The organism is Agrobacterium sp. ST15.16.055, assembly GCF_027956555.1.
Taxonomy (GTDB): domain Bacteria; phylum Pseudomonadota; class Alphaproteobacteria; order Rhizobiales; family Rhizobiaceae; genus Agrobacterium; species Agrobacterium salinitolerans.
The window spans coordinates 55,016-78,465 of sequence record NZ_JAQKGN010000014.1; the positions used below are offsets into that span (position 1 = coordinate 55,016).

Annotated in this window: 26 protein-coding genes; 16 read left to right on the forward strand and 10 right to left on the reverse strand. The window is 58.5% G+C overall.

All coding sequences use genetic code 11. From position 1 onward, the window contains the following. The first annotated feature begins 166 nt into the window (after positions 1-166). From phnC to PL599_RS18250, 9 genes are all read left to right on the forward strand, one after another. Positions 167-1,027 (forward strand): phosphonate ABC transporter ATP-binding protein, encoded by an 861-nt coding sequence (gene phnC, locus PL599_RS18210; RefSeq protein ID WP_077984535.1) that lies wholly within the window; start codon positions 167-169, stop codon positions 1,025-1,027. Positions 1,028-1,112: 85 nt separating this feature from the next. Further along, entirely contained in the window at positions 1,113-2,018 is a 906-nt protein-coding gene (gene phnD / locus PL599_RS18215; protein ID WP_269824880.1) for a phosphonate ABC transporter substrate-binding protein, read from the forward strand. 70 nt (positions 2,019-2,088) lie between these two features. Next, positions 2,089-3,075, forward strand: coding sequence for a phosphonate ABC transporter, permease protein PhnE (gene phnE, locus PL599_RS18220; RefSeq protein WP_269824881.1), 987 nt, complete (start codon positions 2,089-2,091; stop codon positions 3,073-3,075). Continuing rightward, positions 3,075-4,424 (forward strand): phosphonate ABC transporter, permease protein PhnE, encoded by a 1,350-nt coding sequence (gene phnE, locus PL599_RS18225; RefSeq protein ID WP_269824882.1) that lies wholly within the window; start codon positions 3,075-3,077, stop codon positions 4,422-4,424. Before phnE (PL599_RS18220) ends, phnE (PL599_RS18225) begins: the two co-directional genes overlap by 1 nt. A gap of 264 nt (positions 4,425-4,688) precedes the next feature. Further along, positions 4,689-5,387: a DUF1045 domain-containing protein gene (locus PL599_RS18230; RefSeq protein ID WP_269824883.1), complete on the forward strand. Its 699-nt coding sequence runs from the start codon at positions 4,689-4,691 to the stop codon at positions 5,385-5,387. Beyond that, positions 5,384-6,520: an alpha-D-ribose 1-methylphosphonate 5-triphosphate diphosphatase gene (locus PL599_RS18235; protein WP_269824884.1), complete on the forward strand. Its 1,137-nt coding sequence runs from the start codon at positions 5,384-5,386 to the stop codon at positions 6,518-6,520. The genes PL599_RS18230 and PL599_RS18235 overlap by 4 nt, the downstream gene beginning before the upstream one ends. Further along, positions 6,517-7,116 carry a phosphonate metabolism protein/1,5-bisphosphokinase (PRPP-forming) PhnN gene (phnN, locus tag PL599_RS18240; protein ID WP_269824885.1) on the forward strand — a complete coding sequence of 200 codons (600 nt, stop codon included), beginning with the start codon at positions 6,517-6,519 and terminating at the stop codon, positions 7,114-7,116. The genes PL599_RS18235 and phnN overlap by 4 nt, the downstream gene beginning before the upstream one ends. 87 nt (positions 7,117-7,203) lie before the next feature. Beyond that, a complete protein-coding gene (locus PL599_RS18245; protein ID WP_269824886.1) occupies positions 7,204-8,244 on the forward strand; it encodes an AraC family transcriptional regulator in 1,041 nt (346 codons plus the stop codon). 463 nt (positions 8,245-8,707) lie between these two features. Then, positions 8,708-8,953 (forward strand): transcriptional regulator, encoded by a 246-nt coding sequence (locus PL599_RS18250; RefSeq protein WP_077984540.1) that lies wholly within the window; start codon positions 8,708-8,710, stop codon positions 8,951-8,953. Positions 8,954-9,169: 216 nt separating this feature from the next. Here the strand turns inward: PL599_RS18250 and PL599_RS18255 are convergent, their stop codons facing one another. The 8 genes from PL599_RS18255 to PL599_RS18290 form a co-directional block, all read right to left on the reverse strand. Beyond that, complete coding sequence (locus tag PL599_RS18255) at positions 9,170-10,159, reverse strand: Ldh family oxidoreductase (protein WP_077984541.1); 990 nt, start codon at positions 10,157-10,159, stop codon at positions 9,170-9,172. Between the two features lie 123 nt (positions 10,160-10,282). Then, complete coding sequence (locus PL599_RS18260; RefSeq protein ID WP_269824888.1) at positions 10,283-11,179, reverse strand: TonB family protein; 897 nt, start codon at positions 11,177-11,179, stop codon at positions 10,283-10,285. After that, positions 11,176-11,652: a TonB system transport protein ExbD gene (gene exbD / locus PL599_RS18265; protein WP_137409572.1), complete on the reverse strand. Its 477-nt coding sequence runs from the start codon at positions 11,650-11,652 to the stop codon at positions 11,176-11,178. The genes PL599_RS18260 and exbD overlap by 4 nt, the downstream gene beginning before the upstream one ends. Positions 11,653-11,658: 6 nt before the next feature. Continuing rightward, positions 11,659-12,855, reverse strand: a complete 1,197-nt coding sequence (gene exbB / locus PL599_RS18270; protein WP_269824889.1) for a tonB-system energizer ExbB — start codon at positions 12,853-12,855, stop codon at positions 11,659-11,661. 192 nt (positions 12,856-13,047) lie between these two features. Then, positions 13,048-13,785, reverse strand: coding sequence for a histidine utilization repressor (gene hutC / locus PL599_RS18275; RefSeq protein WP_077984544.1), 738 nt, complete (start codon positions 13,783-13,785; stop codon positions 13,048-13,050). Positions 13,786-13,812: 27 nt separating this feature from the next. Next, a complete protein-coding gene (locus tag PL599_RS18280) occupies positions 13,813-14,598 on the reverse strand; it encodes an ABC transporter ATP-binding protein (RefSeq protein ID WP_142913779.1) in 786 nt (261 codons plus the stop codon). Further along, the gene (locus PL599_RS18285) at positions 14,598-15,371 is read right to left on the reverse strand and encodes an ABC transporter permease (RefSeq protein ID WP_269824890.1); all 774 of its coding nucleotides are present in this window, start codon (positions 15,369-15,371) and stop codon (positions 14,598-14,600) included. The genes PL599_RS18280 and PL599_RS18285 overlap by 1 nt, the downstream gene beginning before the upstream one ends. Before the next feature lie 138 nt (positions 15,372-15,509). Beyond that, on the reverse strand, positions 15,510-16,451 hold the full coding sequence (locus tag PL599_RS18290; protein ID WP_271359519.1) for an ABC transporter substrate-binding protein: 942 nt from the start codon (positions 16,449-16,451) through the stop codon (positions 15,510-15,512). A 206-nt stretch (positions 16,452-16,657) separates the two neighbouring features. On the opposite strand from PL599_RS18290, the gene PL599_RS18295 reads away from it, so the two are divergent. Beyond that, positions 16,658-17,368 (forward strand): YoaK family protein, encoded by a 711-nt coding sequence (locus PL599_RS18295; RefSeq protein WP_137409569.1) that lies wholly within the window; start codon positions 16,658-16,660, stop codon positions 17,366-17,368. 12 nt (positions 17,369-17,380) lie between these two features. Here PL599_RS18295 and PL599_RS18300 read toward each other — a convergent pair whose 3' ends face one another. Next, positions 17,381-17,899: a hypothetical protein gene (locus PL599_RS18300; RefSeq protein WP_137409568.1), complete on the reverse strand. Its 519-nt coding sequence runs from the start codon at positions 17,897-17,899 to the stop codon at positions 17,381-17,383. A 77-nt stretch (positions 17,900-17,976) separates the two neighbouring features. Between PL599_RS18300 and PL599_RS18305 the strand changes: the two genes are divergently transcribed. Then, a complete protein-coding gene (locus tag PL599_RS18305; protein ID WP_077984550.1) occupies positions 17,977-18,615 on the forward strand; it encodes a trimeric intracellular cation channel family protein in 639 nt (212 codons plus the stop codon). A gap of 75 nt (positions 18,616-18,690) precedes the next feature. Here PL599_RS18305 and irrA read toward each other — a convergent pair whose 3' ends face one another. Further along, positions 18,691-19,110, reverse strand: coding sequence for an iron response transcriptional regulator IrrA (gene irrA / locus PL599_RS18310; protein ID WP_003507276.1), 420 nt, complete (start codon positions 19,108-19,110; stop codon positions 18,691-18,693). 317 nt (positions 19,111-19,427) lie between these two features. On the opposite strand from irrA, the gene fabA reads away from it, so the two are divergent. From fabA to PL599_RS18335, 5 genes are all read left to right on the forward strand, one after another. Next, a complete protein-coding gene (gene fabA, locus PL599_RS18315) occupies positions 19,428-19,943 on the forward strand; it encodes a 3-hydroxyacyl-[acyl-carrier-protein] dehydratase FabA (protein WP_077984552.1) in 516 nt (171 codons plus the stop codon). A 76-nt stretch (positions 19,944-20,019) separates the two neighbouring features. Next, positions 20,020-21,243, forward strand: coding sequence for a beta-ketoacyl-ACP synthase I (gene fabB / locus PL599_RS18320; protein WP_137409567.1), 1,224 nt, complete (start codon positions 20,020-20,022; stop codon positions 21,241-21,243). Positions 21,244-21,249: 6 nt separating this feature from the next. Then, positions 21,250-22,056: an enoyl-ACP reductase FabI gene (gene fabI, locus PL599_RS18325; RefSeq protein ID WP_142913783.1), complete on the forward strand. Its 807-nt coding sequence runs from the start codon at positions 21,250-21,252 to the stop codon at positions 22,054-22,056. Between the two features lie 182 nt (positions 22,057-22,238). Further along, entirely contained in the window at positions 22,239-22,832 is a 594-nt protein-coding gene (locus PL599_RS18330) for a TadE/TadG family type IV pilus assembly protein (protein ID WP_077984555.1), read from the forward strand. Continuing rightward, positions 22,829-23,422: a TadE/TadG family type IV pilus assembly protein gene (locus tag PL599_RS18335; protein ID WP_137409565.1), complete on the forward strand. Its 594-nt coding sequence runs from the start codon at positions 22,829-22,831 to the stop codon at positions 23,420-23,422. The genes PL599_RS18330 and PL599_RS18335 overlap by 4 nt, the downstream gene beginning before the upstream one ends. The last annotated feature ends 28 nt before the right edge of the window (positions 23,423-23,450 follow it).

Here is a 23,450-nt window from a genome sequence, read left to right on the forward strand (position 1 = left end):
TGCCACGCGGGATTTCCACCGCATGACAAGCCAGAAGAAAGGTTTGTCGGCGAACCCACGGGTGTCGTATCTGCGAATTATGTAATATTTTCTTCATCAAACTGACACTCACGCTTCACGCACCGCTGTTACGTCGAACCCCGTCAAAAGAAGATTGGACGGGGAAATGAGCTTTCACCTGAAGCAAGTCACGCGCCGTTTCGGCAACCACACTGCGGTCGATTCCGTAAATGTCGAGATACCGCAGGGTCAGATGGTCGGCGTGATCGGGCGCTCAGGTGCGGGAAAATCGACGCTGCTGCGCATGATCAATCGCCTCGTCGATCCGTCTTCGGGCTCCATTCATTTCAACGATACCGAAGTGTCTGCACTGAAGGGTGCGGCGCTCCGCAACTGGCAGCGCGACTGCGCCATGATCTTCCAGCAGTTCAATCTGGTGCCCCGCCTCGATGTGCTCACCAACGTCATGCTCGGCCGCCTCAACCACCGTTCAACGGCGCTCAGCCTTTTTAACATCTTCACCCATGAGGAGCGGCTGATGGCTATCGCCGCGCTCGAGCGGCTCGGCATCGAACATGTGGCCATGCAGGCGGCAGGCACGCTTTCCGGCGGCCAGCAGCAGCGCGTCGCCATTGCGCGTGCGTTGATGCAGTCTCCAAAGATGGTCCTGGCCGATGAACCGATCGCCTCCCTCGACCCCCTCAATGCCAAGATCGTGATGGACGCGCTGCGCGACATCAACGAGCGCGAAGGCATCACCGTCATCACCAACCTTCACACGCTGGATACGGCGCGCAATTATTGCGAACGCATCATCGGCATGTCGCAGGGCCGCGTCGTCTTCGATGGAACGCCCGCCGAGCTCACTGCTGCCGCCGTCACCGAAATCTACGGAACCGATTCGCAAGGCTCCGGTATCGACGAGACCATGACCTCGACCAGCATCAATATTCCCGGCGCGCAACTTGCCGCGCGTCCGGTGCAGCAATCTGCCGGTCCCGAACCGCTCGCTCTCGCCGGGCTCTGAGGAACCGCTCAGCATCGTTTGCGCCCGCGTCAAGGGCCAATATTTGACAACAAACTCCGGCTCGCCGGGAAACAGGAGAAAGTCCATGTTGAAGAAAGTCCTTCTTTCGGCAGTCGCCCTTGGCGTTCTGGCCGGTTCCGCCATGGCTCAGGACGTCAAGGTTCTGCGCATCGGTCTCGACGGTTCCGAAAACGAAGCCGACCAGATCCGCAACACCAAGTGCGTTGCCGATGGCCTCAAGGCTGCAACCGGCGTTTCCGAAGTTCAGGTTTTCCCGTCGCCGGACTATAACGGCGTCATCCAGGGTCTGCTCGGCGGCACCATCGACATCGCTTCCATGGGCGCATCCTCCTATGCCAAGATCGCCATCGCCGACCCCAAGGCCGTTGATCCGATCCTGACCTATACCGGCTCTGATGGCTCCAGCGGTTACTACACGATCATGGTTGCCCGCAAGGACAGCGGCATCAAGACGCTGGCTGATGCCAAGGGCAAAAAGATCGGCTTCGCCGATCCCGACTCCACCTCCGGCTTCCTGATCCCGAACGTTGCGATCCCGAAGGAGACCGGCGTTCCAGTCAAGGAATACTTCTCCGAAACCGGTTTCGGCGGCGGCCATGAGAACCTCGTTCTCGCCGTTCTCGACAAGAAGTTCGATGTCGGCACCACCTTCGGTTCGGGTGTTGGCAAGTGGGAAGAAGGTTACTCCGGTGGCAACCTTCACCAGATGGTCAAGAAGGGCAACCTCGACATGGACGATATCGTTCAGGTCTGGAAGTCGCCGCTGATCCCGAACGGCCCGCTTCTCGTTTCCAACAAGATCGGCGACACGATGAAGCAGAAGGTCGAAGACTTCTTCATGGAACTGCCGAAGAAGGATCTCGCATGCTTCCAGGGCTTCACCCAGGGCAAGAACACCGCCTACATCAAGGTCGATCCGTCCTTCTACCAGACGATCATCGACGCCCGTAAGTCCGTTATCGGCGGCTGATCCTGCGATCATATCCGGAAGCGGCGGTGCCCCACGGCGCCGCCGCTTTTGCCAATAAAGGAAAAGCGGCATGGCGACCACACTGCACAATGGTACCCTCTCGCCCGAGGGGTTAAGCGCATCGTCCAGGACGGTCATGCGCCATTATCAACAGCAGCTTGCGACACGACGAATCTATACCGTCATTTCGCTCGTGATCTTTCTCGTCATCCTCGCCGCCTCCCTGAATTTCGCCAATGCGGCCAATGCGGGCAAATTCTTCGAGCGCCTGCCCTATTTCTTCGATTTCATGAAGACCTTCGTGCCTGACAGTCCGCTGGAAATCTTCCGGGCGATGTTCGACCTGCCGTCGCCCTATGCGGATGGTTCGCTGAAATATAACTACGTCGCGGATCGCGTTTACATCACCGACGGTTTCTACATCCCGCACTTCATCTACCAGCTGATCATCACGCTCAATATTGCGCTGGTCTCGACAATCATCGGCACGAGTTTCGCCTTCGTGCTCTGCTTCTTCGCCTCCACCAATCTCGTCGGCGCCGGGCTCGTGCGCTGGGTGGTTCGCCGGATTATGGAAGTGCTGCGCGCCTTTCCCGAAATCGTCGTCGCCGGGCTGCTGACCGCCATCCTCTCGATCGGACCGATCGCCGCCATTATTGCGATTTCGGTCCATACGATCGGTGCGCTGGGTAAGCTCTTCTTCGAAGTGGTGGAAAATGCCGATATGAAGCCGGATGAAGGCTTGCGTGCCGCCGGTGCCAACTGGCTGGAACGGGTGCGTTTCGCCATCGTGCCGCAGGTTCTGCCCAATTTCGTCTCCTATGCGCTGCTGCGCGCCGAAATCAACGTGCGCGCTTCCACCATCATCGGCGCTGTCGGCGGCGGTGGCATCGGCGAAGTCTTCCGGCTTTCGATCGGTAACGATCACGCGTCAAAGACCTATGCCATCATCATCCTTTTGCTGATCACCATCATCGCCGTCGACCAGTTTTCCAGCTGGCTGCGCCGCAGGCTGATCGGCCAACAATCCTTCGAATTCGGACGGGGAGCGGCCTGATGTCGTCCAGCTTCATTCTCAACACCGCCGACCGCGAAAGACTGACGGCTGCATATCCCGGCGTATTCAACCGCAGTTTCATGCAACGGTATGGCCTGCTCGTCGGCCTTCTTGCCGTCACCGCCTATCTCATTGGCTGCTTTTTCTTCTTCAATGTCGGACCGGCCTTCATGCAGGGGCGGTGGGATCGCGCTTCGAGCTATATTCAGGACTGGTACTCCTGGCGCGCCCAACCGCGCCTGCGTTTCGAAGACGGCAAGGTTGAACCGCAATGGTCGAGCCGCGGACAATATCCGGTTGATGCAAAGATCGACTGGCTGCAGCCCCTGCCGGGTGGCGGTTACAGCGTCGTTTATAGGGGTATGGAAAACCGCCTCGACGTGACCCCGACTCAAGTGGATGTCTATATCGACGGCAGGAACTATCCAATTATCATCAACGACGACGGGGCTGTCGCACCACAGGGGATACCCGACGAAATCCAGCAGGACGGCAAGAAGGTCCTCGTCCATTATGGCTTTGCCGGTCAGGCAGAAATCCGTACCAGTCAGGTCTATGTCCAGCGCCGGTTCCTCGGATGGGCGAATTTCCTGTTCGACACCAAATCGGAATTCTGGGGCAAGGGTTATGGCGAGCTTGCCGCCCTTGCGCTCTGGGGAGAGCGGCTCGATCCCGCACGCTCCAATATCGGACATATGGTCGATGATTTCCTCGACAACAGCGTCTGGCAGCATGCCGATATTCTGTCCAAGCTGATGCAGACGCTGGTCATGGCCTTTGTGGGCACGCTGTTCGGGACGCTCGTCGCCCTGCCGCTCGCCTTCATCGCCGCCCGCAACATCACCGCCAACAGGGCAGCAAACTGGGGCATGAAACGTCTGTTCGACTTCCTGCGTTCCATCGACATGCTGATCTGGGCACTGTTCTTCACCCGCAGCTTCGGTCCCGGACCGATCCCCGGCATTGCCGCGATCTTCTTCACCGATACCGGAGCGCTCGGCAAGGTCTATGCCGAGGCTCTGGAAAATGTCGACGACAAGCAGCGCGAGGGCGTCAAGTCGGTCGGCGCATCCCCGATTGCAGTCAACCGCTTCGGTGTGTTGCCGCAGGTGTTACCGGTCTTCATTTCCCAATCACTCTATTTCTGGGAAAGCAACACCCGCTCCGCCACCATCATCGGCGCGGTGGGCGCCGGCGGCATCGGCCTGAAACTGCTAGAGGCGATGGGTACGAATGCCGACTGGGACAAGGTCGCTTATATGGTCCTGCTCATCCTCTTTGTCGTTTTCCTCTTCGACCACATCTCCAATTCTCTGCGTTCGCGGCTGATCGGCAAAACACAACACTAAGTCTGAAGGGATGGAATGGCGAACGTCGTAACGATGTTCGTCCTCTCCGCGGAACACCCGCGCAGTCCCGATTTATGCCAGTCGTCATCATCTCCGTCTGTGTCTTCAGCACATTCCGAAGCCTGCCGCATTTCCAATACGCTTTTTTCCCTCCGCATCATCATTCTGTCACGGAAACCAATTACCTCGCACTCCTGACCTTGCGGGAAGCTGGCGAGTCACGCCAAATAGCTTCTCATCCCTGGTCTCCCATGACACTAAAGAGTGCTTGCCGTGCGCTATGCCATCTATTTCTCTCCGGCTAAAGATCACCCGCTGACTGAGACAGCATCACGTTGGCTTGGCCGCAATGCATTTTCCGGCACGTTGCATGACGACAACGACGACTATGCCGACATGACGGAAGAGCCCCGCCGTTACGGTTTCCACGCGACCCTGAAAGCTCCTTTCGAACTTGCCGAAAAATATAGCGAGGCGGATCTGCTCTCGGCCTTCGGAGATTTCGCAGCCAGCCAGTCCGCCTTCGAAATTCCGCGCGTCGTCGTCGGTGCGCTTGGCCCCTTTTTCGCATTGGTCCCGGACCGCACCTATCAACCGCTGCAGGATTTTGCCGCCGAGATCGTCGATTATTTCGACCGGTTTCGCGCGCCCCTGTCCGAGACAGATATTGCCCGTCGGCGGCCACAGATGCTGACGGAGAGCCAGCGGCAAAATCTGTCTCTTTGGGGTTATCCGCATGTCATGGATGATTTCCGTTTTCACATGACGCTGACCGGCCGCATCGGCGAGAGCGAGCAGCCCGCCATGCGCGAGGTGCTTTCGGCGCGGTTTTCCGAATTCACCGATCGACCTCTCAGCATTTCCGGCCTTGCCTTGTTCATTGAAGAAACGCGCGGCGCGCCATTTACCGTTTATAGCTGGCGCCCCCTTGGCCAGCCTCCAAAGAAAGATGCGACCCCATGACCGAGCACGCCCTTTCCAATGCCCGTATCGTTCTGGAAGACGATATTATTCTGGGCTCCGTCCTGATCCGTGACGGCAAGATTGTCGATATCAGCGAAGGTGCCTCCAAAACCGGAGAAGATCTCGAAGGCGACTTTCTGATACCCGGCCTGGTGGAACTGCATACCGACCATCTGGAACAACATTATTCGCCGCGTCCCGGCGTGATCTGGGATAAGATCGCCGCCATTCAGGCCCATGACGCACAGGTCGCCTCTTCCGGCATCACCACCGTTTTCGATTGCCTGCGGCTCGGATCGGATGAGGATGGCGGCTTCAAAAAGGGCGAAATGCGCGAAATGGCTGACGCCATCGAGGCGGCGGCGGATCAGAACCGCCTGCGCGCGGACCACCTGCTGCATCTGCGCTGCGAAGTGGCTTCCGCTGATGTGCTTGAGCATTTCGAAGACTTCGAAACCGATCCGCGCGTGCGGCTGATTTCGCTGATGGATCACTCCCCGGGGCAGCGCCAGTTCCAGTCGATGGATCAATATATCTTCTATTATCAGAAGAAGCGCGGCTTGAGCGACGAGGCTTTTGCCGAATTCGTGCGTCGCCGGCAGGCTGCGTCGGCAGAATATTCCGCCAAGCACCGCGATTATCTGGCGGCCAGCTGCGCCAAGCGCGGCATTACGGTCGCAAGCCATGATGACGCCACCGAGGCGCATGTCGGCGAGGCGATCGGCCACGGCGTGAAACTGGCGGAATTTCCCACCAGCGTCGAGGCTGCAAAAGCCTCGCACAGCGCCGGCATGAGTGTGCTGATGGGGGCGCCGAATATCGTCCGCGGCAAGTCCCATTCCGGCAATATTGCGGCTCGCGATCTGGCCGAGATCGGCGTGCTGGATGTTCTTTCCTCCGACTACGTGCCGTTCAGCCTGCTCTTCGCGCCGTTCCTGCTCGCCGATCAGGTGGAAGCCATCAGCCTGCCGGAAGCGCTGCGCATGGTGACCGCCACGCCGGCACGCACGGTTGGCCTCGTTGACCGTGGCCGTATCGCGACGGGCTTGCGGGCCGATCTGGTGCGGGTCCACCGCGAAGATGGCGTGCCGGTCGCCCGTTCGGTCTGGCGCCAGGGCAAGCGCGTGGCATGACCCCCGATGGAAACGATAGCCGGCGCACATTGTCGCCCGGCACGATGATCGTAATTGTCGGCCCGAGCGGGGCCGGCAAGGACACGCTGATGGATTATGCGGCGGCACAGCTGTCCGGCCGCCCGGGTTTTCATTTCACGCGTCGCGTCATTACCCGCAGCTGCGATGCAGGCGGGGAAAATCACGATGCCGTTTCGATGCACGAGTTCAACCAGCTGGAAGAGGCGGGTGCCTTCGCGGTTTCCTGGCAGGCGCACGGTCTGAAATACGGTATTCCTGCTGCCGTCCATCGCCATATCGAAGCGGGAGACGTTGTCATCGCCAATGGGTCGCGCTCGGCGCTTGCACATTTTGGCACTGCCTTTTCCCGTCTGAAGGTTGTGAACATCGTTGCTCGACCGGATGTGCTGGCGAGGCGGCTGGAACAGCGCGGACGGGAAAGCCGGGACGATATTCTCCGGCGGCTGGAACGCAGCTCGCTGAACGTCAATGGAGATTTCGACGTTACGACCGTCGATAATAGCGGCGCTATCGAAGATGCCGGCCAAGCCATCATGCAGGTGCTGGAGCAAAGCGCAGACACCAATCGCACTTAAAATCCCGAAGCCGGGCTGCTCGACAAACGCTCTCTCAAAGCTTACCATCAGGCGACAATTTCCAAACATGGTACGCCAAGGCGAGGGATGCCCGAAAAGAGGGTCAGTGACGAGATAACTGTGGTGGCCGGTCTGGCTGCCGACGTCAGCAATTATGCCCGGTCCCGGGGCATCGATATCGTGCCGATATGTGCGGCTTTGGACATTGATCCAGCCACATTCAGCAGCCTGACGGAACGCATCAGCCTCGATAGATTTTCCCGCCTGCTCGAAACCTGCGCACTGATTTCCGGCGACGACGCCTTCGGTCTGCAATGCGCCTCCACCTTTCCGGCGGGTGCATCCGGCGCGTTCGGATATGGGCTGATCAGCGCACCGACGGTACGGGCGTTCCTTCGTTTTCTTCAGGACCATGTCTATTACGCCACCAACAACAGCAATTTCACCATGGTAACGGATGCCACGCAGGTAACCCTGTCATGGTCTTTCGCGCCGGTTATCGCCAAACGCGATCAATATGTGGATTTGTCCCTTGCCATCCTGGTGCAGCGTCTGCGTGATATTCTCGGAGACCGTATCAACCAGATAGAGATCGGTCTGGAGCGGCCGAAACCGAATAATATTCAGCTATTTAAAGAAAGAATGACCAGGCGCGTCAGTTTTTCCCAGCCGATCCATACCATGCGTCTTCCGATATCGCTTCTCGATGTGGTCAATCCGGCTGCGGATGAGCGGCTGTTCGAGTTGATGAACCTGCAATGCCGCATGTTGCGACCGGAAACATCGGCGGATGCGACCCATTTCATTGATCAGGTAAAGCGGTACATGCAGATGCGCCTCTCGGATACCGAGCTTTCACTCGGTGAGATCGCTCCTTATTTCAACCTGTCGGAACGCAGTTTTCAACGGCGGCTCGCAGAGCTCGGCACCAATCTCAACGAGATAAAGGACGCCATTCGCAAAAATGCCGGTTTCAAGCTTCTCGTGGAAAGCGATCTTCCTGTCTCCGACATTAGTTACAGGCTCGGTTATTCGACGCCCGGTGCGTTTTCGCGTTCCGTCTCCCGCTGGTTCGGGGCGACCCCGACGGATATTCGCAAGAAACACGCGCATCATTCCGCCGGATAATACATGTTGACGGCATCAATATTTCGCAATGACGCATTAAGTTTAAGAAATATTTCGGCGACCATCGCAATATGTGCCGAAACATAACAGTAAAACGGAAAACTTGGCGCGCGATGTTATTCTATCGGTGAGGCATATCACCTATTAGAGCGCCGCATATCCCCAAGGCGTGACGAAAACATTCCAGGGCCTTGAAGCTGCATTTTCCGCAAGATCGATTTTGTCTCTGGCGATATCGGTGTCGCAGTTCCTCTCAATGCTCAAAAATAGAGCGTCCGCGCCGGGATCGGCTGGCTGGGAAGCCAGCTTTTACTGCGTAATTCCCAATTCCGGATGAAACCTATTGGCGAATTTAGCGTTTCTGTTCGCGTGTAGACAGAGCGGTAAACGAGCTGGTTTCGGGGAATGAATCATTGCCTGATCGTGCGCCGGAAAGGCCAATCTATTTTGAGGCTGAAAGAAAATGTCTTCAAATACACCGCATGAACATCGCCAAACGCGTGAAATTATCCTTTCGGAGCGTGAGCGGCATTATCTGGGTCTGGTCGCGAGGGGCAAGCATCCCTCCCATGTCGCCTTGATGACGGGTGCTGACGAGGCGGACGTAAAGGATACTCTTGAGCGCGTGCGACACAGGCTGGGTGCGGCCAATCTGCTGAACGCCGTCAGCATCGCATTGCTGCGCGGCCTGATCGAGCAAGAGGCATAGTCGCCGTTTATATTCAAGCTTACGCGAAACGTCTCCTCCCGTAAGCTGAAAACCGAATGAGCAGCTTTCTGCGTCAAAATCCTTCCATATCAGTGGCGGGATGGCGGACCAAAGCGGACCGGACATGATGCCCGGCCCTATCGACGCGAATGTAAAGCAGCCATGTACGGTTTGCCCGGCGGGTCATATTCGACCCGCCGGGTTTTTATCATCACATCAGAGCGATTGAATTTCGGCCAGAATATCGCTTTCGATCACGATGCCGCTTTCCAGTGCCTGTTTGCGAATCCCCTGACTGCGGCGGCCGGGCAGACGCACATTTTCCTGCTTTTCTATCTCGCCGGCGATAAGCGCCAACCGCTCGGTAAAGGTCGCGCCGCCTGACGATACCGGGTCTATGGCGATGATCGTGTGGCCAAGAGAGGGTGGCGCTCCCTTGTCGTCCAGAAGCGAAGAAGCCTGGAATGCGAAGTTCCCGCCGGTAATCGCGGCGGCCATGATCTCCACCATCAATGCCAGCGCAGCGCCCTTGGCCTCGCCCGCGGGCACCATGGTTCCCTCTATTGCCTCTTCGGGATCGGTCGTCGGCCGGCCGTTTCGGTCGAGCGCCCAGTCGCCGGGTATCGTTTCACCCTTCTGGCGGGCGGCCATGATCTTCCCGCGAGCGACCTTGGAGAGCGCGAGATCGATGACCAGCGGATCGGCGCCGCTGACGGGCGTGGCGAAGGCGATTGGATTGGTTCCATAAAGCGGTTTGTTGCCGCCCCAGGGCGCCATGGATGCCGGCGCGTTGGCGAACATGAGTGCAACAAGGCCCATTTCGGCGATCCGCTCGACGGTCAGCGCCATAACGCCTGCATGATGGGAGCGGTGGATTGCGGCAAGCGCAATGCCCTGCTGCCGGGCCATTTCAGGCAATTCCTCGAGAGCGCAATCGATCGCCGGATAGGCATAACCGTGGTTGGCGTCAACCGAGAGTACGCCCGGCTTCACGCGGGTCGCTGCCGGACGCGCCTCGCCATCGACCTTTCCAACCCGCGCCTGCCGGACATAAACGGGGATACGGCGAAAACCGTGACCACCTTGACCGGCCGCCTCGGAGGCGACGAGTGCCTTTGCCACCGAACGGGCGTTTTGCGGCAGAACGCCGTTGCGCTCAAAGATAGAGGATACGAGATCCTCCGCCTCTGCGATTGAGAATTTCATTCCGGAATGCCTCTGCTCGTAAAGTCTCCAAGACCTACACCATCGAAAACATTCGCGAAATGTTATTCGCGCGCAAACCGCGCCGTACGCGCGGAATTGCGGGTGCGCCCCAAGCGGGACGGCCTAGCGGATGCTGATCGGCAGTGTGATCGTTTTGTTTGCGTCCGGAGGTGGAGCAGGCACAGGTGATGCGCTCTGAATCCATGCCGCAATCTGCTGGTCGATAGAGGAATCTCCCGTAGACTGCACAACGCTGACACCGCTGATGGCGCCAGCATCGTTGACCCGGAAGCGAACCGTCGCGGTCATAGCATCACTACGCAGAGACCGGGGCTTGCGCCGTTGAATATGCGAGCGGACCTTCGACCCCCATTTCGCCGGTGAGGCGGACGATGACGAGAAGAAGCCGGCGTTGCTGCGCGATGCCGCCGTCCGGTCGGACTGCTGCGCTTCAGCTTTTGCCGTTTCGCGAAAGTCCGAGGCCTGCTGCCGTTTGGGACGCTGGCGCTCGATCTTCTTTTTCTCTTCCGGCTCTTTCTTTTCCACCTTCTTTTCAACAGGTGGCGGCGGAGGACGCATGACGGGCAGAGGAACCTCGATATTGTCGAGTTCCGCCATCATCTGCTCCTGAACGGGATCGACCGGCTCGACGGGTTCGGAAATTTCCTGCGGTTCGACGATCTCCTCGACGGGCGGTTCGGGCAACTGCACCGGCTCTGGCGGCGGCTCTTCCGGAGCGGCTTCCTCCACCGGTTCGATGCTATCGCTCTTTACCTCTTCGGCGTCTTCGACATCCTGCGCCTGCGTCGTTTCTTCGGTGTGGACGGCTTCCGGTATCGCCGCCATTTCGATCATGATTGCGGCAGGCGGTGGCCCACCGGCATCCACCTCCTCGGGCTCCTGCATCAGATAATAGGCAAAACCGGCGTGAACGCCCAGCATGAGCAGCGCCGCGGCGGACCACAGCGTCACTTCCCCGAGACGGGAATGGCGGGCCTGCGGGTAGCCGTTTTCACTCATGGCGCGGTTCCCGGCGCTGCGGGTTGGCCAACGGTAGCGGGCTGCGATGCGGCAGCCGCGTTTTCCAGCCCTACAAGGGCGATCTTCAGATAGCCGGCATCTCTCAGCAGGTTCATGATTTCCATGAAGTGGCCGTAGTCGACGGCCTTGTCGGCCCGCAGGAAGATGCGCGTATCCTTCTTGCCGCCCGTCTGCCGGTCGATGGCGGCGGCCAATTCTTCGCGGGCAACCGCATCATTTCCCAGATTGAGCGACAGATCGTCCTTGACGGTCAGATAAAGCGGCTCTTCCGGGCGCTCCGCCGGTTTGGCAGTGGATGCCGGCAGATCGACATTCACATCGACGGTGGCGAGCGGCGCGGCCACCATGAAGATGATGAGCAGAACCAGCATCACGTCAATAAAGGGCGTGACATTGATCTCGTGGTTTTCGGAGAGATCGTCTCCGCTATTTTCGCGAATACCGCCAGCCATGGCCGATCACCGTCCAACCAGCGATACTGCGGGCTTGCTGGCGCTGCCCGGCGGAATGCGGCGGAAATCGAGGTCGCGGCTGACAAGGCGCTCCACGCCGGCTGCGGCATCCGCCAGCAGGTGGCGGTAACCGGTGATCGAGCGGGCGAAGACATTGTAGATGACGACAGCCGGAATAGCGGCGACAAGGCCGATGGCGGTGGCGAGCAGCGCTTCGGCAATGCCCGGCGCGACGACGGCAAGATTGGTCGTCTGCGATTCCGAAATGCTGATGAAGGAGTTCATGATGCCCCAGACGGTGCCGAACAGACCGACGAAGGGAGCAGTGGAACCGATGGTCGCCAGAACACCCGTCCCGCGCGACATGCGGCGGCCCGCATGGGTTTCGATACGCGAGAGCGCCGAAGAGACACGTTCCTTGATACCGCCGCCATCAGTATGGTCGACCACCGCATCGGAAAGCTGCATTTCATGGGTTGCCATGCGCAGCATCAAGGCTGCCGGACCGCCCTTCTTTTCAACCGCTTCGGTGGCCTCAGTCAGGGTTTTTGCCTTGCGAATGACCTTGAGCGTCGAGCCGGCGCGCACCCGCGCACCCGCAAGCTCGATAGACTTCGCGACCCAGACCGTCCAGGTGACCAGCGATGCGAAGGCAAGACCGATCATGACGCCCTTCACGACCCAGTCGGCCGCCATAAACATGCCCCAGGGAGAAAGGTTGTGCGGGATATCCGCTCGATGTTCAGCGCTCGCGGGTTCGGTGCCGAGAGGCTCTATCGGGGTCGCGGCTTCATTCGGCGCGGTCGTCTGGCCCGTCTGTGCGGGTTGCTCGGTTTGCGTCGGCTGCGGCGCCAGGCCTTCGGCTCCCGGTGCGGTATTCGTCGCAGGCTGAGCGGGTGCAGACTGGACTGCTGCGGGCTGAGTTGACTGAGGCTGCGAGGGTGCGGTGACAGCCGGCTGTCCCGGCGCCGTCGCGGAAGGCTGGACTGGCGCGGCGGCCGGAGCGCTCGGCGTTACAGGAGTTGTCGGCTGAACCGCTTCTGATTGCGGTGCGGGCTGTGCCTGGGTTTCCGATGCCGTCTGAGCGAAAACCGCGCCGGCATTCAAGCCGGCCAGCAAGGTGACAGCCATGGCAAGGGAGATATGCCTAGTTGTGTTTGCCTTGTTGAAGGATGCGGAAGAAGTTGAGGTCTCAGCTGACATAATTTTATCCCGGATTTCCGTCGATGAACTCATCCGCAGATTGACCGGTTCTTGAAAACCGGGGCCTTGAACGGATGCCGTCGTGAAAGCTTGACGTTCCGATAATAAACCTGAGTTCCTTTGACAACTATTATATTGTCAAAAGACGACTCGTAAACTCTTCTTTACAAAAAATTGACCGATCGACGGCTTTCAGCTGTTCTGCGAGGGCGAAAACTGTGCGACGAGCGCATGGCGGTCACCAGGATAGGTGACACGGACGCGGGTGACATAATCCGCCCCATGCCACGTCCGTCGATCGATGACCAGACAGGCAGCACCGGAGGCAATACCAAGCGCCGCCGCATTTTTACGGTCGGCCGAAACAGCGCTGATGCGGTGTTCGGCAGCGCTCCAGGGCACCATTTTCAGCAGCCACGTCCCCGGCCCGATCTGTGAAAAATCCGCAGCTTCCGCATCCGGAACGGCGGTAACATTGATGATGCGTTCCTCAAGGCAAAAGGGAACGCCGCCAGCGAAATGCGTGCAGGTGAGTTCCAGGATCTGGGCGTCGGCAGCAAGCGCCATGGCCGCACCGTCTTTTTCCCCCGCAGGACGCAGCCTTCGTTTGTCGAGATGGTAACTGTAGACGAGACCCAGCGCCTGCACCTCCCGTTCAATATCGTGGATTTCCAGAACGGCGGATTGCGCATGGGGTTGGCGAACGAAAGTGCCAAGCCGGCGGCGTCTTTCGATGAGTCCGCGCTGCACCAATTCACCGAGAGCCTTGTTCACCGTCATGCGTGAACAGGCATATTGCCTGGTCATCTCGTGTTCGAAGGGAATGCGATAACCCGGCGGCCATTCGCCCGACATGATGTGGCGCTCGACATCATTGCGGATGCGCTCATGCAACGATTTTTCTTGAAGATCGGCGCCAGCACTTCTCATCCCGATGCCTTTATCCTCCCCTTTCGCCTATCCATGGGCCGCAGCGGCAATCGCCTCACTGCGGATTTCCTCCGTAAGCTTCGCGCGCAGCTGCGAAAATTCCGGACTGGCCTTGATCGTGTAGTGACGCGGATGCGGCAGGTCGACCGGCGTGATCGACTTGATGCGACCCGGCCTTGCGGACATGGTCACCACACGCGACGCCATGAAGACCGCCTCTTCGATATCATGGGTGACGAAAATGACTGTCTTCTGCTCACGCTCCCATATGCCGAGCAGCAACTCCTGCATCAGACCGCGTGTCTGGTTGTCGAGAGCGCCGAAAGGCTCATCGAGCAGCAGAATTTTCGGGCCGTTCGCGAGCGCACGGGCAATGGCCGTTCTTTGCTGCATGCCGCCAGACAATTGTTTCGGCCAATGATTTTCGAAACCGCGCAGGCCGACCTTGTCGATATAGCTATCGACGATCTCCCATTTTTCCGTCTCGGCCACGCCGCGTTCGCGCAGGCCGAAGGCGACGTTTTCGCGGATCGTCAGCCAGGGAAACAGGGTGTAGGACTGGAACACCATCCCGCGATCCGCCCCCGGGCCCGTCACCGCCTTGCCGGACAGCAGGACTTCGCCGGTTGTCGGACGGTCGAGACCGGCGATGATGCGCAGCAAGGTGGATTTTCCGCATCCCGACGGGCCGAGGATGGTGACGAAATCATTGCGGGGGATTTCCAGATCGGTGGGCTGCAAGGCCAGTGTCGGCTGCCCGCCCTGCACGCCCGGAAAGGTGCGGCTGACGCCCTTGATAACGAGCTCGTTCATCAGGCAAGCCTCCAGGCGAAAAGCTTCCGGTTCAACGATTTGAACGCGAAATCCGAAATAAGACCGATAATGCCGATGACGATGATGCCGAAGATGATCTGCCCGGTCGCCATCAGCGCCTGACTGTTGATGATCATATAACCGATGCCCGAGGAGGCGCCGATCAGTTCCGCGACAATGACATAGGTCCAGGCCCAGCCGAGAACGAGACGGAGGATTTCCGCGATATCGGGCGCATTGGCAGGAATGAGAACACGGCGAACAACACCCCGATCCTTCGCACCCAGCGTATAGGCGGCCTCCACCAGATCACGCCGCGTGCCGGCGACAGCCACGGCCACCATCAGGATGATCTGGAAAACCGCGCCAATGAAGATCACCAGCAGCTTCTGCATCTCGCCGATGCCGGCCCAAAGAATGAGGAGCGGCACGAAAGCGGAAGCAGGCAGATAGCGCGCGAAGGAGACGAAAGGTTCCAGTAGCGCCTCAATGGGCTTATAGGCCCCCATGGCGATGCCGACCGGCACCGCGACGACCGAGGCCAGCACAAAACCGCCCACCACGCGCCAGATCGTCATGCTTATATCACTGGCAAACCCCTGATCGGTGAGGAGGTAGATGCCGTCCTTCAGCATGGTGATGGGGTCAGCCAGAAAGGTCGGCGATACGAAACCGCCCAGCGTGGCAAAGCCCCAGGCGAAAAAAAACAGCACGAAGAACAGGATGCCGAGAGCAATTCTCGCGCTGTTCCTGATAGGTTGAAGAGGTTGCATCTGTCGCCTGTCCGGAAAACCGGCGCGGCACCTTTGCCGCGCCATTAGAACGCCATGCGCGTTTCGTGACGCACAATCGACGCACTCACCTGTCTTTGGCTGCTAGATTCCCTGCAGGGAATGCGGCCGCCTTTTCTGTTACTTGATGAAGGACGTATCCGCGAGTGTCGAAAGATCGGGTTTCGACTTTATCACGCCGATTTCCAGCAGCAGATCCGCCGATTTTTCCGAGAATGTCTTGAATTCACCCTCGAAAAACTTCTGGTTGGCGGCCTTGTCCTGCCATTCGAGGAACTTTGCCGAAGCGGCAAAGGCCTCGCCGGTCTGCTTCACATCCGCGCCCATCGTCGCATAGGACTTTTCGGGATCGGCCTTGATGAGTTCGAGGGCCTGGAAATAGCTGTCCGCCAGGGCTTTCGCCGCCTGCGGATTGGCCTTCAGGAAATCCGTGGTGCAACCGAACGTATCCATGACGGCGGGATAATCCAGCGTCGTGGCAAGGATTTTACCCTTGTCAGGGGCGGCGCGGACAGTGGACAGATAGGGCTCGTAGGTCATGGCCGCGTCATTTTGACCGGCAACGAACGCCTGCGCGGCCGGCCCCGGTTCGAGGTTGACGACCTTGACGTCCTTCAGGGTGAGGCCGTTTTCCTTGAGGATCCAGGCAAGGAAGAAATAAGGCGAAGTGCCCGGCGCGGAAGCGGCAACCGTCTTGCCTTTCAGGTCTTCGACCTTTGCCACATCACTGCGCACGGCGATGCCATCGGCGCCATGCGATTTATCCATCTGGAAAATCTGGGTAGATTTCACGCCATTGGCGTTCCAGGCAATCCATGTTTCCACTGTGGTGGCTGCGCACTGGATGTCACCGGAAGCAAGAGCCAGATGGCGGCTCGCCTGCGGTATTTTCTTGATATCGACCTTGAGGCCATTCTTTTCGAAAATGCCGGCCTGTTTAGCGAGCGTCAGCGGCGCAAAACCGGTCCAGCCGGACATCCCGATCGTTACAGACGTCTCGGCATAGGCGGAAGCGGATGAAAAGAGCGCGGCGACTGTGGCGAGAACCCATGTTTTCTTCATGATCTGAACCCCTTTTGATTTATTTTTGTGCGATGTTGTTTTTCGCTTTATTTGAGGCATGGTAGGCAGGGATTTTGTATTTGTCTAGACAAAATAGAGGTTCCCGAGCGCCTCCAGAACGATTGCAAATGTACCGTCCGGCATTTTAGACATAGGATAACACGGCCCCACCCACAGGCCCGCCGTTTTTCCATATCGAGCGCTCCATGACCAGACAAAGACGCCGCAGTATCATCAGGGCAAGGCGAACCGGAACCGGAATTGCGCTGGTTGCCGCCATTTCCTTCATCGCGGGCATGACGGATGCGGTGGGCCTGCATATTTCAGGTGACTTCGTGTCGTTCATGACCGGTAACACCACGCGCGCCGCAGTCTCGATGGAGGCTGGCCTCTATTCTCATGCCGCGAAGCTGCTTTTCGCAATCGTTGCCTTCGTGGCGGGCAATGCCGGCGGCATCGTGGTGGCGCATAAGTTCGACCGGCGCATCTTCGCCGTTCTGATGGCGGTGGGATTGCTGGTAACAATTGCCGCGCTGCTCGGCGGCGAGACGTCCGCTCTTGCGCAGTTTTACCTCGTCGTTTTCGCCATGGGCATGGTCAACGCCGCCGTTGAGCACATTGAGGGACTGCCGATCGGGCTCACCTATGTGACCGGCGCGCTTTCCCGCTTCGGCCGCGGCATCGGCCGTTTTCTTCTCGGCGAGCGGAGCCTCGACTGGGGCATTCAGATCGTGCCATGGCTTGGCATGATATGCGGCGCGATCTGCGGCGCCGTTCTCGCCGCCACGCTGCAATCGAATGCCCTTTGGGTGGTTGCGGCCACGGTTTTCACCGTCGCCATCGCCACCTTCATCATTCCGCGCTCGCTTCGCCAGCGCTACAATCAAAGGGTCAAAATCCGGCGAATTACGCCCTGAAAATCGTCGTCGTCACTTTCGCGAGATGGTGACGAATTTCGTGCCGCGGACCCGCACCGTCATCAGGCAGGGTTCCTTGTCGGTACGCTCGCAATAACGCGGATGCATCTTCAGCACGAAAACCATGTTGCCGAACCGCTTGATGAAATCATAACCGTAAATCCGGGCCGTCGCGATCATCAGATAGCCGCCCTCTTTCACCTGGACATAGAAATTATAGGGGCATCCCTCGTCGTCGCAGGCGCGGCCTTTTTCGCCGTCGCAATCCAGAACGCCATGATTGACAACGGCATCCATCAGCCCGTCATTGTTGATATCCAGCCGTGTAACGAAATCGTCGCCGAAGGCCGCCACCCTGCACTCGTTGCGGAAATGATCCTTCTCGTAAATCTCCGGATCGTTCACCAGCTGCTGCTGCGCCGCGAGCGCCACCGGGAACATCAAGAGAACCAGCGCCTGAAGAGCGGCAACGAGAGCGATTCGCACGGCATTTTCCTTTGCATCCGTTTGAGTTATGGATGTTGCGATCATCCGGGCGGCCAGCCTAGAGTTTAGTGCTTGCGCGACACTGACGTGTTCGCTGCCCGTGTTCCGGGAGGAACCTTTTCATGACACTTCTCGGTTTTCTCGATTATGCCGGCGTCGCCGTGTTTGCCGCAACCGGCGCACTCGCCGCCTCGCGCAAACAGCTGGATCTGATCGGCTTCCTGTTTTTCGCAGCCGCAACCGGCATCGGCGGCGGTACGGTGCGCGATCTGGTACTGGGCAGAACGCCAGTATTCTGGGTGATAAACCCCACCTATATTCTCGTCTGCGTCTCGGTCGCGGTTCTGCTGTTCTTCACCGCGCATCTTTTCGAATCCCGTTATCGCGTACTGATCTGGCTCGATGCCCTCGGTCTGTCTGCCTATTGCGTCATGGGAGCAGCCAAGGGCCTTGCCGCGAGCGGCTCGGCAACCGTCGCCATCGTCACAGGCGTTCTGACGGCGACATTCGGAGGGGTGCTGCGCGATATTATGGCCGGGGAGCCTTCCGTTCTGTTGCGCCCGGAAATCTATATCACCTGCGCGCTTCTGGGTTCCTCCACCTTCATTATCGTCTATTTCTTCGGCGCACCGCTTTATGCCGCATCCGCCGCGGGTTTCCTGACAGCCTTATCCGTGCGCTCCGGTGCGTTGCTGTTCGGCTGGACTTTCCCACCCTATAAGGCCAAGCCCGGCAGACGGCCGGAAGACGTGATGAAGTGACCTGTCGAAAGAGACGCTGAAAACAGAAATGGCGCCCTTCGGCGCCATTTTCATATCCGTCATCAGATAGAAGCGTCAGCCGCGCTTGCGGCGAAGGCGGATCACCACGTCCACATGGGCGATTTCCATGCCCTCGGGCGCTTCCGGCAGATTGTCGATCTGAAGATTGTTGACGGGAATATCGAGAACCTCGTTCTCACCTTCCACGAAGAAGTGATGGTGATCCGAGACGTTAGTATCGAAGTAGGTGCGCGCACCTTCGACGGCCAGAACTCGGATCAGGCCGGCTTCGGTAAACTGGTGCAGCGTGTTGTAGACCGTGGCGAGAGAAACGGGCACGCCAGCGGTGACCGCCTCGTCATGCAGCTCCTCGACCGTCAGGTGGCGATCACCCTTTGCGAAGAGAAGATCGCCCAAAGCAACGCGCTGGCGCGTGGGCCGCAGCCCCGAGCGCCGCAGCCTCGTTCCGATATCCAATGTGGCGTCAAATGCCATGCCATCCCATTCCAAACAGGGGTATGAAACCCGTCAATTGCAATAGCATATATCTTTTGCAGGGATTGCTTTCAATAGTTTCAGCGCCGCCGAGTGTCGCAAATGGCTGCAAACCGGCCATTCCTGCAAATTTCCTCTGGTTCCAGCCGGATGGTTCCTGTATGCGGACGGCATATTGAGGTAATGACTTCGGCAAAGAAGGTTCTGAAGACAAAGAATGGGGGCGAAACCGCCTCTGCCCTTGCAGCGCTTCATTTTGAACCTAACTTGCTCTAGTGAAGTCGATCAACACCAGTGATTGGGGAAGTGAAAGCGGTATGGCAACGAGGCAATCAAGTTACAATTACGAGGAGATCCTGTCCTGCGGTCGCGGCGAATTGTTCGGCCCGGGAAATGCACAGCTCCCATTGCCCCCCATGCTCATGGTCCATCGCATCACCGAAATTTCCGAAACCGGTGGCGCGTTCGATAAAGGTTTCATCCGCGCCGAATACGATGTCAGCCCCGACGACTGGTATTTCCCCTGCCATTTCCAGGGCAACCCGATCATGCCGGGCTGCCTCGGCCTTGACGGCATGTGGCAGCTGACCGGCTTCTTCCTCGGCTGGCTTGGCGAAGAAGGCCGCGGCATGGCGCTTTCCACCGGCGAAGTGAAATTCAAGGGCATGGTTCGCCCTCACACCAAGCTCCTGCAATATGGTATTGATTTCAAGCGCGTGATGCGCGGCCGTCTGGTGCTTGGCACCGCCGATGGCTGGCTGAAGGCGGATGGTGAAACCATTTATCAGGCATCGGATCTGCGGGTCGGCCTGTCCAAGGAAAAGTCTGCCTGAGGCAGACGAAATAATCGAGACAAACGCCGGACGGCCTTAAGTCGCCCAGCCGAAATCTAAAGAAAAGGTCCCTTTGATGAGACGAGTTGTTGTCACCGGCCTCGGTATTGTTTCCTCCATCGGCGGTGATGCCGCTGAGGTCACCGCGTCGCTGCGCAATGCCAAATCCGGCATTTCTTTTTCGCCGGATTTTGCCGAACACGGTTTCAAGTGCCAGGTCTGGGGCAAGCCGTCTCTGGACCCCACCGATCTGGTCGATCGTCGCGCCATGCGCTTCCTGTCGCAAGGCGGCGCTTGGAACCACGTCGCCATGAAGCAGGCAATCGCCGATTCCGGTCTCGAGGAGAGCGACATCAGCGGCAATGAGCGCACCGGCATCATCATGGGTTCGGGCGGTCCTTCCACCCGCACCATCGTTGAGGCCGCCGATATCACGCTGAAGAACAACAGCCCGAAGCGCATCGGTCCCTTTGCCGTGCCGAAGGCCATGTCCTCCACCGCTTCGGCCACGCTCGCGACCTGGTTCAAGATCCACGGTGTCAACTACTCCATCTCTTCGGCCTGCTCCACCTCGGCGCACTGCATCGGCAACGCCGCCGAAATGATCCAGTGGGGCAAGCAGGACGTGATGTTCGCCGGCGGCCACGAGGATCTCGACTGGTCGATGTCGAACCTTTTCGACGCCATGGGCGCGATGTCGTCCAAATACAACGAAACACCCGACGTCGCCTCGCGCGCCTATGACGTCAACCGCGACGGCTTCGTCATCGCCGGCGGTGCGGGCGTTCTGGTTCTGGAAGAGCTGGAGCATGCGAAGGCACGCGGTGCAAAAATCTATGCCGAAATTGTCGGTTATGGCGCGACCTCGGACGGTTACGACATGGTTGCCCCGTCAGGCGAAGGTGCAATCCGCTGCATGCGGCAGGCGCTTGCCACCGTGAAGGGCGACATTGACTACATCAATACCCACGGCACCTCGACGCCGGTCGGCGACAGCAAGGAAATCGGCGCGATCCGCGAAGTTTTCGGCGACAAGATCCCCCACATCCAGTCGACCAAGTCTCTCACCGGCCATTCGCTGGGTGCGGCCGGCGTGCAGGAATCGATCTACGGCCTCTTGATGATGCAGGAACGCTTCATCGGCGAGAGCGCGCATATTTCCGAGCTCGATCCGGAATTTGCGGGCGTTCCGATCGTTCGCAGCCGCATCGACAACGCCAAGATCGACACCATCCTCTCCAATTCCTTCGGCTTCGGCGGCACCAACGCCACGCTCGTCTTCCAGCGTCATAACGGATAATTGCCCATGAACGGCATCATGCAGGGTAAACGCGGCCTCATCATGGGCGTCGCAAACAATCATTCGATCGCCTGGGGTATCTCCAAGGCGCTTGCAGCACAGGGCGCGGAGCTGGCTTTCACCTATCAGGGGGAAGCGCTCGGCAAGCGCGTGAAACCGCTCGCCGCCGAACTCGGTTCCGATTTCATCGTGCCATGCGATGTCGAGGATATCGCCTCGGTCGACGCCTTGTTCGCGACCATCCGCGAAAAATGGGGCTCGCTGGATTTCATCGTCCATGCCATCGGCTTTTCCGACAAGAACGAGCTGAAAGGCCTCTACGCGGATACGACGCGCGAGAATTTCAGCCGCACCATGGTCATCTCCTGCTTCTCTTTCACGGAAATCGCCAAGCGCGCTGCTGAGTTGATGACCAATGGTGGCTCCATGCTGACCCTGACCTATAATGGTTCGCAGCGCGTCATTCCGAACTACAATGTCATGGGCGTCGCCAAGGCGGCTCTCGAGGCGTCCGTGCGTTATCTCGCCGCCGATTACGGCCCGCGCGATATCCGCGTCAACGCCATTTCGGCCGGCCCGGTCCGCACGCTGGCAGGTGCCGGCATCTCGGATGCACGCGCTATCTACGCGTGGAACCAGAAAAATGCACCGCTGCGGCGGACGGCTGACATCGACGATATCGGCGGATCCGCACTTTATCTGCTGTCCAGCATGTCGCGCGGCGTGACCGGCGAATGTCATTACGTGGATTGCGGTTACAATATCACCTCGACACCCACGCTTGAGGTTCTCTCCAAGGCAGACGCGGAATAAGCCTACCTTTCGCAATCAACAAAGCCCGGCCCTGTGCCGGGCTTTTTATGCGCCGTATCGATTTTGGAAATCACTAAAGTATAGTTTATCGAAGTAACTGATTTTAAACATCGGGTGGTTATGGTCCGCAACAAATTCAACGGTTGCGCTCGCCGCATATTCTTAGAGATCGATATCGCCTCATGCGACTGGCCAGACTGAAGCCATTGCTGGAAAAATTGGGAGTCTCGCGCGACGGGACAGCGGCTATCGAATTCGCGATACTCGCAATACCCTATTTCCTCGTCGTCTTTGCGATCATCGAGACCTTCGTCGCCTTGATGGCGGAACAGGTCGTCGCCAACGCCACCGAGACCATGGCGCGGCGTTTGCGCACTGGGCAAATCAGCAGCTCGATTTCGAAAGAGGATTTCCGCAAGAGTTTCTGCGACGAAGTTTCAGTGATGATTACCTGCTCGGATGAGATCGATAAAGAACAGAAGCTCTATATCGACCTTCGCTCCTTTGCCGCCTTCAAGGATATTCCGACCACGATACCGCTGAAGGCCTATGGCGAATATTACGATCTCGATACCGCTCAATTCGGCTTCACGCCGGGCGGGCCGGAAACCATCAACATGTTGCGTGTCTATTATCGCTGGCGTGTCGTTGCCGATATCATCCGGCCATATCTCACAAAAATACGTCCGGCCGATGGATCGATGCCCTCACATTTCCTCATCGTCGCGACAAATGCGTTCATGAATGAGAAATACATCACAGGCGGGGGCTCATGATGGCAGGGCTGGTGTCCGTTGCGGCAAACGGCAAACGACGCCTGGTTGCGCTCGTTTCACGCTTTGCCAAAGATCGCCGTGGCGTGGGCGCGGTGGAGTTCGCGATCCTCTTTCCGATATTGCTTGCGCTTTATCTAACCTCTTTCGAATTAACGATCGGATACAATACCTACAAGCGGGCAAGCACCGCCGCAGCCTCCATCAATGATCTGATATCGAAAACAGGTTCCGTCGATAAGACCTATCTCACGGGCATGCAGGACGTCGCAGCCGCCGTGTTTGCGCCCTACAGCACCAAGGGTCTGCAGCTGAAGATCAGCGGCATCAAGATCGACGCGCAAAAACAGGCGAAAATCACCTGGTCCTGGGATGAGAAAAATCAGAGACCCTATGCGGTGGGTTCACCGGTCGCCGTTCCGACGCGCCTGCTGGTGGAAAACAGCTTTCTCATCCACGTCGAACTTTCCATACCGCATGAATTGTTGATGTTCATGCCCGACATTGCCTCGTCCGGAGTAAAGTCGATCACGATCGGGCGGGAGTATTTCTTCAAGCAGCGCGACGCCGAGACCGTCTGCACCAATTGCTGAACCAATCGGTGCGTCAAGGCGGTCCCGT

What these genes read in the sequence shown, in the direction of transcription:
- phnC (WP_077984535.1), top strand. Translation starts at nt 167, where the DNA reads ATGAGCTTTCACCTGAAGCAAGTCACGCGCCGTTTCGGCAACCACACT.
- phnD (WP_269824880.1), top strand. Translation starts at nt 1,113, where the DNA reads ATGTTGAAGAAAGTCCTTCTTTCGGCAGTCGCCCTTGGCGTTCTGGCC.
- phnE (WP_269824881.1), top strand. Translation starts at nt 2,089, where the DNA reads ATGGCGACCACACTGCACAATGGTACCCTCTCGCCCGAGGGGTTAAGC.
- phnE (WP_269824882.1), top strand. Translation starts at nt 3,075, where the DNA reads ATGTCGTCCAGCTTCATTCTCAACACCGCCGACCGCGAAAGACTGACG.
- PL599_RS18235 (WP_269824884.1), top strand. Translation starts at nt 5,384, where the DNA reads ATGACCGAGCACGCCCTTTCCAATGCCCGTATCGTTCTGGAAGACGAT.
- phnN (WP_269824885.1), top strand. Translation starts at nt 6,517, where the DNA reads ATGACCCCCGATGGAAACGATAGCCGGCGCACATTGTCGCCCGGCACG.
- PL599_RS18245 (WP_269824886.1), top strand. Translation starts at nt 7,204, where the DNA reads ATGCCCGAAAAGAGGGTCAGTGACGAGATAACTGTGGTGGCCGGTCTG.
- PL599_RS18250 (WP_077984540.1), top strand. Translation starts at nt 8,708, where the DNA reads ATGTCTTCAAATACACCGCATGAACATCGCCAAACGCGTGAAATTATC.
- PL599_RS18255 (WP_077984541.1), bottom strand. Translation starts at nt 10,159, where the DNA reads ATGAAATTCTCAATCGCAGAGGCGGAGGATCTCGTATCCTCTATCTTT.
- PL599_RS18260 (WP_269824888.1), bottom strand. Translation starts at nt 11,179, where the DNA reads ATGAGTGAAAACGGCTACCCGCAGGCCCGCCATTCCCGTCTCGGGGAA.
- exbD (WP_137409572.1), bottom strand. Translation starts at nt 11,652, where the DNA reads ATGGCTGGCGGTATTCGCGAAAATAGCGGAGACGATCTCTCCGAAAAC.
- exbB (WP_269824889.1), bottom strand. Translation starts at nt 12,855, where the DNA reads ATGTCAGCTGAGACCTCAACTTCTTCCGCATCCTTCAACAAGGCAAAC.
- hutC (WP_077984544.1), bottom strand. Translation starts at nt 13,785, where the DNA reads ATGAGAAGTGCTGGCGCCGATCTTCAAGAAAAATCGTTGCATGAGCGC.
- PL599_RS18280 (WP_142913779.1), bottom strand. Translation starts at nt 14,598, where the DNA reads ATGAACGAGCTCGTTATCAAGGGCGTCAGCCGCACCTTTCCGGGCGTG.
- PL599_RS18285 (WP_269824890.1), bottom strand. Translation starts at nt 15,371, where the DNA reads ATGCAACCTCTTCAACCTATCAGGAACAGCGCGAGAATTGCTCTCGGC.
- PL599_RS18290 (WP_271359519.1), bottom strand. Translation starts at nt 16,451, where the DNA reads ATGAAGAAAACATGGGTTCTCGCCACAGTCGCCGCGCTCTTTTCATCC.
- PL599_RS18295 (WP_137409569.1), top strand. Translation starts at nt 16,658, where the DNA reads ATGACCAGACAAAGACGCCGCAGTATCATCAGGGCAAGGCGAACCGGA.
- PL599_RS18300 (WP_137409568.1), bottom strand. Translation starts at nt 17,899, where the DNA reads ATGATCGCAACATCCATAACTCAAACGGATGCAAAGGAAAATGCCGTG.
- PL599_RS18305 (WP_077984550.1), top strand. Translation starts at nt 17,977, where the DNA reads ATGACACTTCTCGGTTTTCTCGATTATGCCGGCGTCGCCGTGTTTGCC.
- irrA (WP_003507276.1), bottom strand. Translation starts at nt 19,110, where the DNA reads ATGGCATTTGACGCCACATTGGATATCGGAACGAGGCTGCGGCGCTCG.
- fabA (WP_077984552.1), top strand. Translation starts at nt 19,428, where the DNA reads ATGGCAACGAGGCAATCAAGTTACAATTACGAGGAGATCCTGTCCTGC.
- fabB (WP_137409567.1), top strand. Translation starts at nt 20,020, where the DNA reads ATGAGACGAGTTGTTGTCACCGGCCTCGGTATTGTTTCCTCCATCGGC.
- fabI (WP_142913783.1), top strand. Translation starts at nt 21,250, where the DNA reads ATGAACGGCATCATGCAGGGTAAACGCGGCCTCATCATGGGCGTCGCA.
- PL599_RS18330 (WP_077984555.1), top strand. Translation starts at nt 22,239, where the DNA reads ATGCGACTGGCCAGACTGAAGCCATTGCTGGAAAAATTGGGAGTCTCG.
- PL599_RS18335 (WP_137409565.1), top strand. Translation starts at nt 22,829, where the DNA reads ATGATGGCAGGGCTGGTGTCCGTTGCGGCAAACGGCAAACGACGCCTG.